The sequence below is a fragment of the Longimicrobium sp. genome (assembly GCF_036399935.1).
GTDB lineage: Bacteria > Gemmatimonadota > Gemmatimonadetes > Longimicrobiales > Longimicrobiaceae > Longimicrobium.
In genome coordinates, this window is sequence record NZ_DASWMD010000035.1 from 124,330 (window position 1) to 137,955 (window position 13,626).

General features: G+C 69.3%; 16 protein-coding genes. 11 read left to right on the forward strand and 5 right to left on the reverse strand.

What is annotated here, in order from left to right; genetic code table 11:
- The first annotated feature begins 27 nt into the window (after window positions 1–27).
- From VGB24_RS12125 to VGB24_RS12135, 3 genes are all read left to right on the forward strand, one after another.
- Window positions 28–501 carry a hypothetical protein gene (locus VGB24_RS12125; protein ID WP_331073207.1) on the forward strand — a complete coding sequence of 158 codons (474 nt, stop codon included), beginning with the start codon at window positions 28–30 and terminating at the stop codon, window positions 499–501.
- 274 nt (window positions 502–775) lie between these two features.
- Window positions 776–1,303: a restriction endonuclease gene (locus tag VGB24_RS12130; protein WP_331073208.1), complete on the forward strand. Its 528-nt coding sequence runs from the start codon at window positions 776–778 to the stop codon at window positions 1,301–1,303.
- Window positions 1,300–1,884, forward strand: coding sequence for a hypothetical protein (locus tag VGB24_RS12135; RefSeq protein ID WP_331073209.1), 585 nt, complete (start codon window positions 1,300–1,302; stop codon window positions 1,882–1,884). Before VGB24_RS12130 ends, VGB24_RS12135 begins: the two co-directional genes overlap by 4 nt.
- Here the strand turns inward: VGB24_RS12135 and VGB24_RS12140 are convergent.
- Window positions 1,856–2,026 carry a hypothetical protein gene (locus VGB24_RS12140; protein WP_331073210.1) on the reverse strand — a complete coding sequence of 57 codons (171 nt, stop codon included), beginning with the start codon at window positions 2,024–2,026 and terminating at the stop codon, window positions 1,856–1,858. The genes VGB24_RS12135 and VGB24_RS12140 overlap by 29 nt on opposite strands.
- A 20-nt stretch (window positions 2,027–2,046) precedes the next feature.
- Between VGB24_RS12140 and VGB24_RS12145 the strand changes: the two genes are divergently transcribed.
- Window positions 2,047–2,445, forward strand: a complete 399-nt coding sequence (locus VGB24_RS12145) for a hypothetical protein (protein WP_331073211.1) — start codon at window positions 2,047–2,049, stop codon at window positions 2,443–2,445.
- On the forward strand, window positions 2,442–3,281 hold the full coding sequence (locus VGB24_RS12150; protein ID WP_331073212.1) for a hypothetical protein: 840 nt from the start codon (window positions 2,442–2,444) through the stop codon (window positions 3,279–3,281). The genes VGB24_RS12145 and VGB24_RS12150 overlap by 4 nt, the downstream gene beginning before the upstream one ends.
- Window positions 3,282–3,655: 374 nt before the next feature.
- On the opposite strand, the gene VGB24_RS12155 is transcribed toward VGB24_RS12150, so the two are convergent.
- Together VGB24_RS12155 and VGB24_RS12160 are read right to left on the reverse strand one after the other, a co-directional pair.
- Window positions 3,656–4,099, reverse strand: a complete 444-nt coding sequence (locus VGB24_RS12155) for an MOSC domain-containing protein (RefSeq protein ID WP_331073213.1) — start codon at window positions 4,097–4,099, stop codon at window positions 3,656–3,658.
- 11 nt (window positions 4,100–4,110) lie between these two features.
- Window positions 4,111–5,895 carry a gamma-glutamyltransferase family protein gene (locus VGB24_RS12160; RefSeq protein ID WP_414676726.1) on the reverse strand — a complete coding sequence of 595 codons (1,785 nt, stop codon included), beginning with the start codon at window positions 5,893–5,895 and terminating at the stop codon, window positions 4,111–4,113.
- 288 nt (window positions 5,896–6,183) lie between these two features.
- Between VGB24_RS12160 and VGB24_RS12165 the strand changes: the two genes are divergently transcribed.
- Genes VGB24_RS12165 through VGB24_RS12175 form a run of 3 tightly spaced genes read left to right on the forward strand, consistent with a single transcriptional unit; the run spans window position 6,184 to window position 7,413 of the window.
- Complete coding sequence (locus VGB24_RS12165; protein WP_331073215.1) at window positions 6,184–6,465, forward strand: BrnT family toxin; 282 nt, start codon at window positions 6,184–6,186, stop codon at window positions 6,463–6,465.
- On the forward strand, window positions 6,443–7,111 hold the full coding sequence (locus VGB24_RS12170) for a hypothetical protein (RefSeq protein WP_331073216.1): 669 nt from the start codon (window positions 6,443–6,445) through the stop codon (window positions 7,109–7,111). Before VGB24_RS12165 ends, VGB24_RS12170 begins: the two co-directional genes overlap by 23 nt.
- Window positions 7,084–7,413, forward strand: a complete 330-nt coding sequence (locus VGB24_RS12175) for a hypothetical protein (protein WP_331073217.1) — start codon at window positions 7,084–7,086, stop codon at window positions 7,411–7,413. Before VGB24_RS12170 ends, VGB24_RS12175 begins: the two co-directional genes overlap by 28 nt.
- Before the next feature lie 62 nt (window positions 7,414–7,475).
- Here VGB24_RS12175 and VGB24_RS12180 read toward each other — a convergent pair whose 3' ends face one another.
- Both VGB24_RS12180 and VGB24_RS12185 read right to left on the reverse strand, forming a co-directional pair.
- Window positions 7,476–8,549, reverse strand: a complete 1,074-nt coding sequence (locus VGB24_RS12180) for an LptF/LptG family permease (protein ID WP_331073218.1) — start codon at window positions 8,547–8,549, stop codon at window positions 7,476–7,478.
- Window positions 8,546–9,943: an LptF/LptG family permease gene (locus VGB24_RS12185; RefSeq protein WP_331073219.1), complete on the reverse strand. Its 1,398-nt coding sequence runs from the start codon at window positions 9,941–9,943 to the stop codon at window positions 8,546–8,548. Before VGB24_RS12185 ends, VGB24_RS12180 begins: the two co-directional genes overlap by 4 nt.
- 117 nt (window positions 9,944–10,060) lie before the next feature.
- Here VGB24_RS12185 and VGB24_RS12190 point away from each other — a divergent pair, with 117 nt between their 5' ends.
- From VGB24_RS12190 to pilB, 3 genes are all read left to right on the forward strand, one after another.
- Window positions 10,061–10,999 carry a M28 family peptidase gene (locus VGB24_RS12190; RefSeq protein ID WP_331073220.1) on the forward strand — a complete coding sequence of 313 codons (939 nt, stop codon included), beginning with the start codon at window positions 10,061–10,063 and terminating at the stop codon, window positions 10,997–10,999.
- A gap of 3 nt (window positions 11,000–11,002) precedes the next feature.
- Complete coding sequence (locus VGB24_RS12195) at window positions 11,003–11,686, forward strand: helix-hairpin-helix domain-containing protein (RefSeq protein WP_331073221.1); 684 nt, start codon at window positions 11,003–11,005, stop codon at window positions 11,684–11,686.
- A gap of 109 nt (window positions 11,687–11,795) precedes the next feature.
- A complete protein-coding gene (gene pilB, locus VGB24_RS12200) occupies window positions 11,796–13,505 on the forward strand; it encodes a type IV-A pilus assembly ATPase PilB (protein ID WP_331073222.1) in 1,710 nt (569 codons plus the stop codon).
- The last annotated feature ends 121 nt before the right edge of the window (window positions 13,506–13,626 follow it).

The window sequence follows — 13,626 nt, forward strand, 5'->3', positions numbered from 1 at the left end:
TCCACCAGAAGCTCGGGGGAAAGAACGATGTCCGTCCGGCCGCAGCCGTCCATCGACCGGCTACGCAACGCGATTGTCCTGCGGGTGCAGGCCACCTCGCTGCGCGCGGTGGCGCGGCAGGTGGGGATGAGCCCCAGCGGGCTCGACAAGTTCCTGTCCGGCGGCACGCCGTACACCAAGAGCCGGCGCAAGCTCTTCGACTGGCTTCACCGCGAGCGCCACAACCTGCACTCCGATCTTACCGCCGACGGCATGGCGGCGGCGCTGGGCGCCCTGGTGCGCGACCTTGCTCCCGACCGGCGCGAAGGGGCGCTGCACACGCTGCTGGGCACCCTGCGCGACGTCTACGGCGCTCAGCCCGACACCGCGCCGCCCTGGCTGGGGCAGCTTGCCAGCATGGCCGAGGATGGCACCGCCTTCCACGAAGACGACGTGCCCCGCGCCCGCCCCGCGCTGGAGGACGACGACGGCGGGCACTCCGCCGCGGCGGGAGCGGCCTGAGCCTTCGAAAGCGCAAAAACAGCCGGAGGCCGCATTCCGCTGCGGTTCCGGCTGCGCCGCGTTCACCTGACCGGGCACGGCGCCGGAACGCCCGGAAGCACGTGCGTAGATCGTCTGTTTTGCGCGTGAGCGGCGGCAAAGTGCCGGCCCTAACCCGTTGCCGCCACAGCTGGTACGAGTTTTTGGGCGGGGCTTCCGGAGTGTGAGGTTCGTGCGTAGCTTGGGTCCAGTTGCCACACGGGACCACGAACCCTCAGCCGGCCACCGCCGCGCGATGAGCGAACCGAATCCGAATGCCGGCTGGGCGGAACTTCGCCAGCTCTGGGCCGAGATCCTCCATCGCCGCGCGACCGGATGGCCTCCGGGCCGTGCACTGGAGCACCTCGTGATCCGGGCCTTCGAGCTGGACGGAGCCGTGGTGAGGAGACCCTTCAACGTGCGGCTGGAGGGCAGCCCGATCGAGCAGCTGGACGGCGCTGTCTATGCCGCGGGCCTGCACTGCCTGGTGGAGTGCAAGGACAGGCGCGACCCGCTGAGAGCGGACGCGATCGCCAAGCTCCGGAATCAGCTGCTGAGGCGCCCCGCGGGAAGCGTAGGGCTGATGTTCAGCTTGAGCGGGTATCACGAGTCCGCAACGGTCCTCACCCGCTATTCGGCACAGCAGCCGATTCTCCTGTGGCACCGGCAGGAGATCGAAGAGGCGCTGAAGCGCGAGAATCCCTGCGCAATGCTGGAGAGGAAATACCGGCTCTGTGTCGAAGAGGGCACGCCGGAAGTCAACATCCTCAAGGGGGTATCGTGAAAGTGGTAATCGCGGTTCATCCCGCGTCCAGCGCACCCATCGTGCGCCGAGCCCTCGGGCTATGTTCGTCGACCGACGTCTGTGTGCGCGGCGTGGAAGATCGCTCGACCGTGCCGTCTGCGGCATACTGGGCCGTGCGCGACGACCGGGCCCGCGCGATCTGCGTTGTCGATGCCGAGTCCACCAACCCCACCATTGCGCACGGCATCCAGGAAGATCTCTGGTTCCTGGTCTCGCATCCGCCGTACGTGACGATCCACATGGCCCTGCCGGAGGTGGCGGCGGTCCTGTTTCAAAGTCCCGACCACTTGGCGGCGATCCTGGACGTGGACGTGACGCAGGAAGACCGAATTCGAGCGGAGTACGTTCCTGGCGAGATTCTCAATGCGCTGATCGAGCGCAGCCCGCGCGTGCGCAGCATCAGTGAACTGGTCGAGCAGGTCGGTACCGAGTACGCCAGCCGCATGCGCGAGCACCCACTGATGCGCGACGTCGCCTGCTCTCTGGAGCGCGCCCTCGCAGCGCCGCGGGTGCCGGCCGAAATGGACTACTTTACGGAAGTGGAGCTTCTTCCCACGTGACGGGGTCGCCCACGCGGATCTCGCCGTCGTCGAGCACCTCGGCGAAGGCGCCGCCGCCCCAGTCCGGACGCATGGCGTCCTGAAGCCCGGGAAGCACTTCGTCCATCCGCTCGCACGGCTTCGTTTCGCCCGCGATCCTCACGCGTCTCGGACGCGCTTACGATGGCTGATCCTGAATCTACCGAGAAGCTCGAGATGCCGGTGCTCGTACCACCGGGTCCGGTGTGGCTGCACTGGCTGACGGGCCCGCTGGACCGTGGGGCACGCTCTCCGGCCGCACCTCCAGCGGCCACCCTGATCCTGCTCGTCGCGGGCCTGCTTGGAAGCGTCTGGAGCGCCGAAATCCGTTCCGCGTTCCCGGTCGACTGGCGGTACACGGTCGCGGGGCATACTCGCTGGTTCTGGGAGATGGGGGTCGTAATCCAGGCGCTGCTGTTCTGGCTATTCGCGTTCCTCGGGTCGGCTTTGTTCGGCTGGCGCGAATGGGTCCTGGCGCGGACGCTCACTGCCGCCCGAACAGTTCCTTCAGCATTCGCAGATCGTGAATACCGGTATGCATGAAAAAGAGAAGCCTGTTGCGTGCGGGCTTGGAGTCGCAGGACGTGCTGTTGGGCGAGATTCGTGCTGCGCTCGAGGGCTGCGTGGAACTCGCCACGATGTTCGAGCAGCCGGAGAGGCGTCCCGGCCGCTGGGCCGCGAACGTGATGGTGTTCGTGCCGATCGAGGCCATTGAAGATTCCGCCCTGGCGGAGTATGCGGCGGCATGCCCGTACAAGCGCCTCTCCTTCGACCGCGGGCAACTCGCGGGCGTGCTGTGGCTTCGGCAGGATCTCTCGTTCGCCATCACGTTCGGAGACGGCGCCACGAGAGAAAGCCCGGATCCAGGGTTGCGGCCGATGGCGCTGCCAGTTCCCGCGCAGCCGCTTACCGACAGCCTTCGGTTGCTGCGCGTTCTGCCGGGAGCCCCGTATGCGCTGTGCGCGAACCGCCCGGCCGGTTACCCGGATACGCTGGAGCTCGGTCGCACCGCCGTAGGGGACTGCGATCTTCCCCCCGGCGCGAGCGACGAGATGACCGCGTACTTCGAGCCCGCGACGAGCCCGCGCGTACGCAGCCTGGTATCCCTTCCACTACCGCGTGTGCACGAGGCAGCTCCCGCCGGGTGGGTGTGGTCGCGCCCCTCGGGCGATCGCGTGACGCTCCTCAGGCCCGATCAACTGGCGGCGGGCGTCGTGAACATCCATCGGGACCAGGGCCGGATGGCGTGCACGGACGAGCGCCTCCTGCTGTTTCATCCAGTGATCGTGCCGCTGCTCGGAGTCGTTCGCGATCTCGTGGAACTGCACGACAGCGACGCGCGTGACGTGCAGCACCCCGCGCTGGAACCGGGACCGTGACTTGCCGTAGTACATTGGTACATAGGGCTTGACACGAGCCGGAAGGCCGAGCAGCTTGAACGGAGCCCCGCGCCCAAGGAAACCGGTATGCCGAACCCCAAGATCATCACCAGCAACCGCGATTATACGGCGGCGGATGCCCGCGGATGCTCGACGACCTCCGCTCCGGTGCGCTGGGGCAGGGTGTTATCCGGTACCGCCGCTCCGGGCCCGCGTTCTTCGTGACCGAAGAGCGCCCTGAGCCGGCCAGCCCCCCCGAGCACGACCAGAGGACTGGAAGCGCCGCCGCCTGACAGGCGAGGGGCGATGTTTCAAGAGGGGCGACGCTGGAACTGCAGCGTCGCCCCTCTGCTATTCCTGGCGCGGGAGCGAGCCTACGTGCCTGCGTCCTCCCACGTGACGGGGTCGCCCACGCGGATCTCGCCGTCGTCCAGCACCTCGGCGAAGGCGCCGCCGCCCCAGTCCGGACGCATGGCCTCCTGAAGCCCGGGAAGCACTTCGTCCATCCGCTCGCACGGCTTCGTTTCGCCCGCGATGCGCACGCGGCAGCCGCCGATGCGCAGGATGCGTCCGCGTGAGTTCCGCAGCCGGATGCCGCGCAGCATCAGGTTGGCGCGCCGGCGCCAGGGCGGGGCGTCGCCGCCCAGGCGCGTCATCAGCTCGTCCCACACCTCCTGCTCGATCAGCGTCACCTGGCGGCGGCGCCCCTGGTCGGCGTTGCCCACCAGCCCGCGCCCGGCCACCAGCGGGCCGGCATCCACCGCGTCCATGGGCCCGCGCTTGGCCCGCTTGATCCAGATCGCCCCCAGTTCACCCATCGAACTCCCCCTCACCACGCGATCCCGTAGTCTTCGCCGTGGTGGCTGCTGCCACCCCAGAACGTGCCGTGCTGGCGGTCGAACCAGATGGCGTTGATGGGGCCGGAGGTGCGCTCCTCGAACGTCAGCTCGTAGCCCATGCGGCGCAGGTCGCTCCGCACCCAGGCGGGCATCGACTCGGCCAGCAGAATGCGCCCCGGCTGCGTCTCGTGTCCCCCGAACGAGCTGCGCATCTGGAAGCTGTTGATGTTGGGCGCTTCCGCCGCCTCCTGGACGTTCATTCCGAATTCCACCACGTTCAGAAAGAACTGCAGGAGGTTCTGGTCCTGCGAGTCGCCTCCCTGCACGGCGAACGACAGGAACGGCTTGCCGTCCTGGAGCGCCATCGTGGGCGTGAGCGTCACGCGCGGCCGCTGGCCGGGACGAAGCACGTTGAACGGGTTCTCGGCCGCGTCCAGCACGAAGCTCTGCAGCCGCTGGCTGAGGCCCACGCCGGTGCGCCCCGCGATCACCGCCGGCACCCACCCGCCGCTGGGGGTGATGGAAACCACCCACCCCTCGGCGTCCGCCGTTTCCACCGACGTGGTTCCCAGGTAGAAGCCCTGCTCGAACGTCAGCCCGGCGCGCGGCGGGGCCGAGACGCTGTCGGCGCGGGCGCGGTTCCAGTTGCGCAGCAGTGCGGCGAAGGGATTGCTCTGCCCCTGGAACGGGTACGGGTCGCCGGGGGCGATCGTGGGATCGTTGCGCTCCAGGTTGATCAGCGCGGCGCGCTGGCGGGCGTATTCGTCGGAAAGCAGGCCGCGGATGGGCTCTTCGGGCGCGAAGTACGGGTCGCCGTAGTAGAAGTCGCGGTCGGCGAAGGCCAGGCTCATCGACTGGTACAGCGTGTGGATGTAGCGCGAGCTGTTGTAGCCCATCGACTTGAGGTCGAAGTTCTCCAGGATGTTCAGCGCCTGCAGCATGGCCGGGCCCTGCGTCCACTGGCTGAGCTTGTAGACGCGAATGCCCTTGTAGTCCACCGACAGGGGCTGCTCGACCTTCACCTCCCAGCGCGCCAGGTCGTCCAGCGTGATCAGGCCGCCCTGCTCCTGCACGCCGCGGACGAACTCGCGCGCGATGTCGCCGCGGTAGAAGCGCTCGTACGCCGCCATGATGGCCTGGCGCCGGCTGCGCCCCGCCGCCAGCGCCTGCTGCTCGGCCTCCACCAGCTGGCGGAGGGTGCGCGCCAGGTCCGGCTGGCGGAAGATCTCGCCCGGGCGCGGCGCCTCGCGGTCCTCGCCGGGGTGGGTGAGGAAGACGGCGCGCGAGTAGGGCCACTCGCGGATGCGGTCCTTGTTGCGCTCGATGCTGTTGGCCGTCTGCGCCTCGATGGGGTAGCCGTCGGCCATCTGGATGGCCGGTTCCAGCACCTCCTTCAGCGACAGCTTGCCGTACTCCGCCAGCATCACCAGCAGGCCGCCGGGCGTTCCGGGGGTGACGGCGGCAAGGGGTCCGTACTCCGGCGGATACTGCATGCCCCGTGAGCGGAAGAACTCCGGCGTCGCTCCCGTCGGCGCCACGCCCAGGGCGTTGATGCCGATCACCTGGCCCGTGTGCGGGTTGTAGATCAGCGCCTGGGTTTCGCCCCCCCAGCTCAGCACGTCCCACATGGTGGAGGTGGCGGCCAGCATGGCGCACGCGGCGTCCACCGCGTTGCCGCCCCGCTGAAAGGTCATGGCGCCCGCCGTGGCCGCCAGCGGCTTGCCGGTGATCGCCATCCAGTGGCGGCCGTGCAGCACGGGCTTGGCGGTGCGCATCTGCGCCTCCGCCGAGGCGGCGGCCAGCACGGCTGCCAGCAGCGGCAGCGAGGCGCGTTTCAGCATCTGCGAGAGCATCGGGACGACGGGCTGGGGTGATCGGAATCGAGCGGACGGTGGCGCCTCATGGATCTCGCCTCATCATTCGGGCCACCGGCTGAAAACACCAGCAAAATCGCTTCCCGACATAGGTGGTACCAGTTTTCTGCGAGGGGTTCCACTCCGTTCACTTCGCCTGTACCTTCGGTCCACTTCGCTGGTTGACAGGCCGAGGAGACGGAGTGAGCTTTGCAGTTCGACTGGGATCCCGCAAAGGCGGCGAGCAACCTGCTGAAGCACCGCATCTCCTTCGATGAAGCGAGGACGGTGTTCTACGATGAGGAGGCCAGTGATGAACCGGATCTTGACCACTCACTCGAGGAAGCTCGGATGATCCTGGTCGGGATGTCCGATCATTTACGAGTGCTCACCGTCATCTACACGGAACGCGGGCCTTGGACGCGGATCATCAGCGCCCGTCGCGCGACGAGGAGGGAGAAGAAGAGGTATGGCCGAAGACGCCGAGATTGAGATGCGCCACGAATACGAGCTGAGGAATCTTCGGCCCAGCCGCCACGCCATCCCGCTGACCGAAGATGACCGCGAATATCTCCGCGGGAAAGCGCACCGCGGCGATGCCAGGGCGTGGCGCGCGTTGGCCGGCGAGCAGATCCGTGCCGCCGAGCAAGCCATCATTGCCCATTGGACGCTCGTGAGGCACGACGGGGCCCCCCCGGAGGGCGAATCGTGGTACGACGCCCCGGAGTACGACGAAATCGCGGACGGCCGCGCATGGTTCTGCGGCGAACGCTACGCCAGGAAAAAGACGCTGACCGTCAAGGAAGTCCAGCGCGCTCGCGAGATCATGGAGCGGGCGCAGGCGCTCGCCGCACGGCTGGACGCCACCGTCAGGGACCACGCGACGGCCCAGGGCTGGTCGGACGAGGAGTTCGCCGAGCGGCGGGAGGTGGCACTGTACGGCCGTCGGCGGGCGAGGGTCACCTGGGGGGAACCCGATCCCGACGAGGCGCACTTCGTCCGTTACGAGGTGCCCGACTCATACCAGGAGCGGGAGAAGTTCCGGGAGGAGTCGCTCCGGCTGGACGCGATCATGCGGCGGGACATGGCTGCGCAGGATTCCGCGGCGCCATGGAGGCCTTCTTCGGCTACCGGGTGATCGTTCACGGCGACGACGTGGGGGTTGCGGCCGAGCGGGTGCGGGCCGGGTTCTACGGCGGCGGCGCCGGCAATCCAAAGCCGCTCGGCGAGTGGCTGGAGTGGGTGAACAGCCCCGAGTTCCCCGAGGTGCTGGAGCTGGACAAGGGCGACGAGCTGTGGCACGCGTTCAAGCGCGCCGAGGCGTTGAAGGACGAGTACAACGCCATGATCGAGGCGCACCTCGCGTCGCGCGGGAACCACGGCGACGTCATCGAGCGGCGGCGGATGGAGACGGCGGCGCTCTGGGCCGCGGCGGCCTGAAACAGCGACGGCCCGCCAGAAAGGTCCCGGCGGGCGGTCGGGGAACTCGGCGGTGCCGACGCTTACGTGCGGACGCGGGCCATCAGGACGAGGCCCGCCACCAGCAGGATGGCGTTGGGCCCCCAGGCGGCGACCAGCGGGTCGATGGCTCCGCTGCTGCCCAGCGCCTTGCCCACGCGGAAGAGCAGCATGTAGACGATGGTGATTCCCAGGCTTACGCCCACGCCGTACGCCGTGCCGCCGCGCTGCGACGAGGTGACCAGCGGCGCGCCGAACAGCACGATCACCACCACCGCCATGGGAATGGCCAGCTTCTGCGCCCGCTCCACCCGCAACGGCCGCGCGTCGCCGCCGGAGCGCTCGATGGCGCCGATGAACCGCGTCATCTCGGCGTAGCGCATCTCTTCGGGCTCGCGTGGCTCGGCCAGCAGGTCCTCGGGCGTTTCCACCAGCCCCGGCACGCCCAGTGTGTCGAAGCGGGTGGCCTTTTCGGTGCCGTCGGCGAGCAGCTCGCGCTTCCACCCGTCTTCCAGCCGCCACCCGCCGCGGGTGCGCCACACCGCGCGGCGCGCCAGCAGGTGCATGCCCGGCGCCTTGGCGGTGGCGTTGCGCTCCAGCACCAGCTCGGTGATCTCGCCGGCCCTGGGCTCCAGCCGCCGCGCGCTGAGCACCCCCTCGCGCTCCGTCTGGAAGACGAAGTTGATGCGCGGCCCCGTGTTGGTCGCGCGGCCCGGCTCGATGAGCGCGGCGCGCTTGCGCAGCGTTACCGGCACCAGCTCGCCCAGCGCCAGCGCCCCCGCGGCGATCACCACGGATAGCACGCCGATGGGAAGGAAGATGCGGTAGAAGCTGATGCCACCCGCCTTGGCCGCCGTGATCTCCTGGTGGCGCGTCATCCCGCCGATGGTGAACACCGTGGCCACCAGGGCGGCGATGGGAAAGGCGTACAGCACGAACAGCGGGAACTGGTAGGCGTACGACAGCGCCAGGTTCTTCATGGCGATGCCGCGGTCCATGTACGTGTCGATGTTGTCGGTGATGTCGGCGATGATGAACAGCAGCGGCAGCCCCGTCGCCAGCGGGATGAAGGTGAAGATGAACTGCCGCAGGATGTAGCGGTCCAGCAGCCTGGTCATCGGCCGGCCCCCCGGCGCGGGCGCAGTCCGCGCAGCGCCTGCCGCACGCCGTCCCACATGCCGCTGCGTGCCGTCGACGATTCGCGCCCCATGGTGGCCAGCCCCATGAGCCCCACCACGGTCATCAGCGCGTTCATCACCCACATGGCGAAGAGCGGGGTCACGTAGCCGCGCCCGGCCAGCGACTCGCCGCCGATGAGCCCCACGTAGTACAGCGAGAACACCACCATGCTGGTGGCGATCACCATGCCGATGCCGCCGCCGCCGAAACGCAGCGCCAGCGGGGCGCCCACGATCACGAACACCAGCGAGGCGAGCGCGATGGAGTACTTCTTGTGAATCTCCACCTCGTAGTTGCGCATGCTTTCCTCCACCTGCTCCACCTGGCGGCGCAGGTTGGCCAGCGCGTCGGCGGTGCGGCGGGTGCGCGACGCCACCGTGCTCTCCGGCACGTAGCTGTCCAGCGCCAGGGCCGTACCGGGGGGGGCGGCCTTGCCGGTGACGGCGAACTCCAGGTCCGCCAGGGCGGTCTGGCGCAGCTCCTTCACGGCGTCGCGGCGCTGGCGGGCCAGGGTGTCGATCTGCGACTGCAGCATGCCCACCGTCATCTCGCGGTCGCCGCGGTAGCCGTCGGGCCGGTCGTTGCGCGTGAGCTGGTTGCTGATCCCCGGGATGCCGAACACCTGTCGCTGGAAGTACACCCGCCGGAAGCTGGCCGGGTCGTCGGACGCCACCTCGCGGGTGTGCCCGTCGTACAGCTGCATGATCATGTCGCTGCCGTTGGCGCTGAACATGGCCCGGCCCGAGTCGGCGAAGATGGTGCGCATGCGCGTGGCGTTGGTGACGTCGTAGATCTGCACGTCCCACATGCGGTTGGTGCCCGGCTCGATGCGCCCCGCGCGCAGGTACAGCACGCTGCCGCCCGTCTGCGGCGAGATGCGGTTGAGCGTCTGCTCCTGCAGCAGAAAGGTGGGCGTCTTGCGGCCGATGTCCACGATCAGCTGGCTCCAGCGGTGGTTGGCCTCGGGGAGCACCCGGTCGTTGAACACCACCATGGCGCCGGCGATCACCCCGGCGGCCACCAGCAGGGGGGCCAGCAGGCGGCGGAGGTCCACCCCGCTGGCCTTGAGGGCCGTGATCTCGTTCTCCGCCACCAGGGTGGAAAACGTGTACAGCACGGCCACCAGCACCGCCATGGGAAAGGTGAGGGCGATGGTGGCGGGGAGCGCCAGGGCAAAGAACTCCAGGATCACGCGCACGGGCAGCCCCTTGCCGGCCAGGTCGGCAAGGCGCTTGGCCAGGGTGTTGATCAGGATCACCCCGGTGAGCGCGCAGAACGAAAAAAGAAACGGGCCCAGGTGCGCCCGCATCAGGTACCGCGTAAGGATCTTCATCCGCTGAATCCGGGCCTTGCCCCTGAAAGGGAACGGCTCCTAGTATACGCCCGCGGAAGGGGCGGCGCCAAGCCGCCGCCGGCCTTTCGCCCCTCTCCCCCGGCCTGGCGAGTTTCCTTGATACCAACGCGCGGGCGCGCCCGTTCCGCGGCGGCCGCGGCTCTCACGCTGCTGCTGGCTTCCTGCTCGCCGCCCACCCCGCCCCCGCCGGAGTTCAGCGCGGCGCGGGCGTGGACGCACCTGACGGCGCAGGTGGGCTTCGGGCCGCGGTACCCGGGCGACAAGGGGAGCCGGCGGCAGTTGGCGTGGCTGGTGGACGAGCTGAAGTTCCGCGCCGACACCGTCATCCAGCAGCCGTTCACCGCGCCGGGCGAGGGCGGGCGGCCGGTGAAGCTGACCAACGTGCTGGCCCGCTTTCGCCCCGGGCTCCGGGACCGCGTTCTCCTGGTGGCCCACCGCGACACCCGCCGCCGCGCCGACGGCTCGCCCGAGCCGCTGGATCGCCGCTATCCCACGCCCGGCGCCAACGTGAACGCGTCGGGGGTGGCGGTGCTGGTGGAGATGGCGCAGCTGCTGAAGGAGCAGCCCGCGTCCGTCGGCGTCGACATCCTGTTCGCGGACGGCGACGACTTCCGCGACGAGGCCGACTTCGCGGGCACCCGCCACTTCCTGGCGCAGATGCCCGGGTACCGCCCCCGCTACGCCGTGGTCCTGCAGGGCGTGGGCGACAAGCTGGCCGAGTTTCCGCGCGACTCGCTTTCCGTCGCCACGGCGGCCGAGGCGACCGCGCGGGTGTGGGACGCGGCGAAAGCGGCGCGCGCGGACAGCGTGTTCGTGCAGCGGACGGCTCCCCCCATGAGGAACGCGGGGCGGGTGCTGGCCGCGGCGGGGATCCCCACGGTGATCGTCGCCGACCGCGAGTACGGGCCCGACAACGCGCGCTGGCACGCCATCGCCGACAGGCCGGAGTTCCTTTCGCGCGAAACGCTGGGGCTGGTGGGCCGGGTGCTGGGGACGGCCGTGTTCGGCGAGCAGCCGGCCGCCGGGGAGAACTGAGGGATGGCGGCCACCTCGCAGGAGCGCCTGGCACTGGGCGTGGCCGCGCTGCTGCTGGCCGCCGGCGCGGTGGCACGCGTGGCCGCGTCGGACGGGCCGGCGCCGCTGGCGGGCGTGTCCGCGGTGGAAAGCGGCGCGGCGTCGCGCCTGGTGGGCGAGGTGGCGGACTCCGTCGCCCGCGCGGAGCGCCGCCGCGCCCCGCTGTCGGAAGGCGAGCGGCTGGACCCGAACACCGCGACCGCGGACGAGCTGGACCGGCTTGCCGGCGTCGGCCCGTCGCTGGCCGGGCGCATCGTCGCCTGGCGGGCGGAACGGGGCCGCTTCCGCTCGCTCGCCGACCTGGACTCGGTGCCCGGCGTAGGCCCGGCGCTGCTGCGGCAGGCGGCGCCCCACCTGGCGCTGCGGCCCGCGCCGGCCGCCGCTTCGCCTCGTACCGTGTCGACCCGGTCCCCGGGGAAGACGGGCGGAGGGCGAACGAGCGACGCGGGCGGGATCGTGGACGTCAATACGGCGTCGGCGGACGAGCTGGCGGTGCTTCCCGGCATCGGGCCCTCGCTGGCCGGGCGGATCGTCGCCTGGCGGGAGAGGAACGGCCGGTTCCGCTCGCCCGAGGCGCTGGAGGAGGTGCCGGGGATCGGGCCGTCGACGGTGTCGCGCCTGCGCCCGCGGATCCGCGCTTCCCCTTGACAGGGCAGGCACTTGCGGCGAAGCTAGAGCCACCTCGCATTCCCCGAAATCTCTCCTGGCCGGGCGATGGTACGCCGGCCAGGGCATTCGCCCGACACTCTGGGCCCACATGGCCGTAAGCGCTCCCGCGGACCGGATCGGCGACCAGCTGATCCACGAAGGCCTGGTTACCCGCGAACAGCTGAGCAAGGCGCTGGACGACGCCCGCAACGGCGGCAACCGCCTGGGCTTCAGCCTGGTCAAGCTCGGCTTTTTGAGCGAGCAGGACCTGGTTCGCGCCCTGGCGCGCCAGCACCGGATTCCCGCGGTAGACCTGGAGCGGGTGAAGCTGGACCCGCGCATCCTGAAGCTGGTGCCCCCCGAGATCGCGGTGAAGCACCAGGTGCTTCCCCTGCGGCGCGTGGGACGCACCCTTACCGTGGCGATGGCCAACCCCACCGACCTGGGGGTGCTCGACGACCTGAAGTTCGTCACCCGGCTGGACATCGAGCCGGTGATCGCGGGCGACTTTTCGCTGCGCAAGATCATCGAGAAGGAGTACGAGGCCTCCGACGAGCGCATCAACGACCTTCTCAAGCAGATCGAGCAGGAGGAGATCGAGGTCGTCGACGACCGCGAGGAGGAGCTGAACGTTTCGGCCTTGGCGGCGGCGGTGGACGAGGCGCCGGTGGTGAAGCTGATCAACGGCATTCTCACCGACGCGGTGCAGCGCGGCGCCTCGGACATCCACTTCGAGTGCTACGAGAAGGACGTGCGGGTGCGCTACCGCATCGACGGCGTGCTGCACGAGATCATGCGGCCGCCGCCCAAGATGAAGGCGGCGCTCATCTCGCGCTTCAAGATCCTCAGCGACCTGAACATCGCCGAGCGCCGCGTGCCGCAGGACGGGCGCATCAAGCTGCGGCTGGGCAAGCGGGTGATCGACTTCCGCGTGAGCACGCTCCCCACGCTGTTCGGCGAAAAGATCGTGCTGCGTATTCTCGACAAGGGCAACCTGACCCTGGACCTCGAGAAGTTCGGCATGGAGGAGCGCGCGGAAAAGAACTTCATGCGCGCCATCATGAACCCGTACGGCATGGTGCTGGTCACCGGGCCCACGGGTTCGGGAAAGACGACCACGCTGTACAGCGCGCTTTCCAAGATCAACTCTCCCGAGGTCAACATCATGACCGCGGAAGACCCGGTGGAGTACAACCTGCACGGCATCAACCAGGTGCAGGTGCGGACGGACATCGGGATGACCTTCGCCGCGGCGCTCAAGGCGTTCCTGCGGCAGGACCCCAACATCATCATGGTGGGCGAGATCCGCGACCTGGAAACCGGGTCCATCGCCATCAAGGCCGCGCTCACCGGCCACCTGGTGCTGAGCACGCTGCACACCAACGATGCCCCGTCGACCATCACCCGCATGATCGACATGGGCATCGAGCCGTTCAACGTGGCCAGCGCCGTGAACCTGATCACGGCGCAGCGCCTGCTGCGGCGCATCTGCGGCAACTGCAAGGAGTCCACGACCTATCCCGAGGAGTTCCTGCGGGGCGCCGGGCTGACCGACCAGGAGATCGACGAGGCCAGCTTCTTCAAGGGCGCCGGCTGCGAAACCTGCGGCGGCACCGGCTACAAGGGGCGCGCGGGGCTGTACGAGGTGATGGCCATGTCGGCGGCGCTGCGCCGCATGGTGCTGCAGGGCGCCTCCACCGCCGACCTGCAGAAGCAGGCGATCAGCGAGGGGATGCTCACGCTGCGCATGGACGGGCTGCTGAAGATGAGGAAGGGCGTCACCACGCTGGAAGAGGTGATCAAGGAAACGGCGGCGTAAGCCGCGGCGCACCATCCGTTTGCGGCGGCACGGTTCTTGGCTCCTTCGTGGGGCAAGCGAACGAAAATCCGCGCCGCCACTGGCTTTTGTCGGGGGAGGCGCCTTGCACGTTGCACGGTTT

What these genes read in the sequence shown, in the direction of transcription:
- VGB24_RS12125 (WP_331073207.1), top strand. Translation starts at nt 28, where the DNA reads ATGTCCGTCCGGCCGCAGCCGTCCATCGACCGGCTACGCAACGCGATT.
- VGB24_RS12130 (WP_331073208.1), top strand. Translation starts at nt 776, where the DNA reads ATGAGCGAACCGAATCCGAATGCCGGCTGGGCGGAACTTCGCCAGCTC.
- VGB24_RS12145 (WP_331073211.1), top strand. Translation starts at nt 2,047, where the DNA reads ATGGCTGATCCTGAATCTACCGAGAAGCTCGAGATGCCGGTGCTCGTA.
- VGB24_RS12150 (WP_331073212.1), top strand. Translation starts at nt 2,442, where the DNA reads ATGAAAAAGAGAAGCCTGTTGCGTGCGGGCTTGGAGTCGCAGGACGTG.
- VGB24_RS12155 (WP_331073213.1), bottom strand. Translation starts at nt 4,099, where the DNA reads ATGGGTGAACTGGGGGCGATCTGGATCAAGCGGGCCAAGCGCGGGCCC.
- VGB24_RS12160 (WP_414676726.1), bottom strand. Translation starts at nt 5,895, where the DNA reads ATGCGCACCGCCAAGCCCGTGCTGCACGGCCGCCACTGGATGGCGATC.
- VGB24_RS12170 (WP_331073216.1), top strand. Translation starts at nt 6,443, where the DNA reads ATGGCCGAAGACGCCGAGATTGAGATGCGCCACGAATACGAGCTGAGG.
- VGB24_RS12175 (WP_331073217.1), top strand. Translation starts at nt 7,084, where the DNA reads ATGGAGGCCTTCTTCGGCTACCGGGTGATCGTTCACGGCGACGACGTG.
- VGB24_RS12180 (WP_331073218.1), bottom strand. Translation starts at nt 8,549, where the DNA reads ATGACCAGGCTGCTGGACCGCTACATCCTGCGGCAGTTCATCTTCACC.
- VGB24_RS12185 (WP_331073219.1), bottom strand. Translation starts at nt 9,943, where the DNA reads ATGAAGATCCTTACGCGGTACCTGATGCGGGCGCACCTGGGCCCGTTT.
- VGB24_RS12195 (WP_331073221.1), top strand. Translation starts at nt 11,003, where the DNA reads ATGGCGGCCACCTCGCAGGAGCGCCTGGCACTGGGCGTGGCCGCGCTG.
- pilB (WP_331073222.1), top strand. Translation starts at nt 11,796, where the DNA reads ATGGCCGTAAGCGCTCCCGCGGACCGGATCGGCGACCAGCTGATCCAC.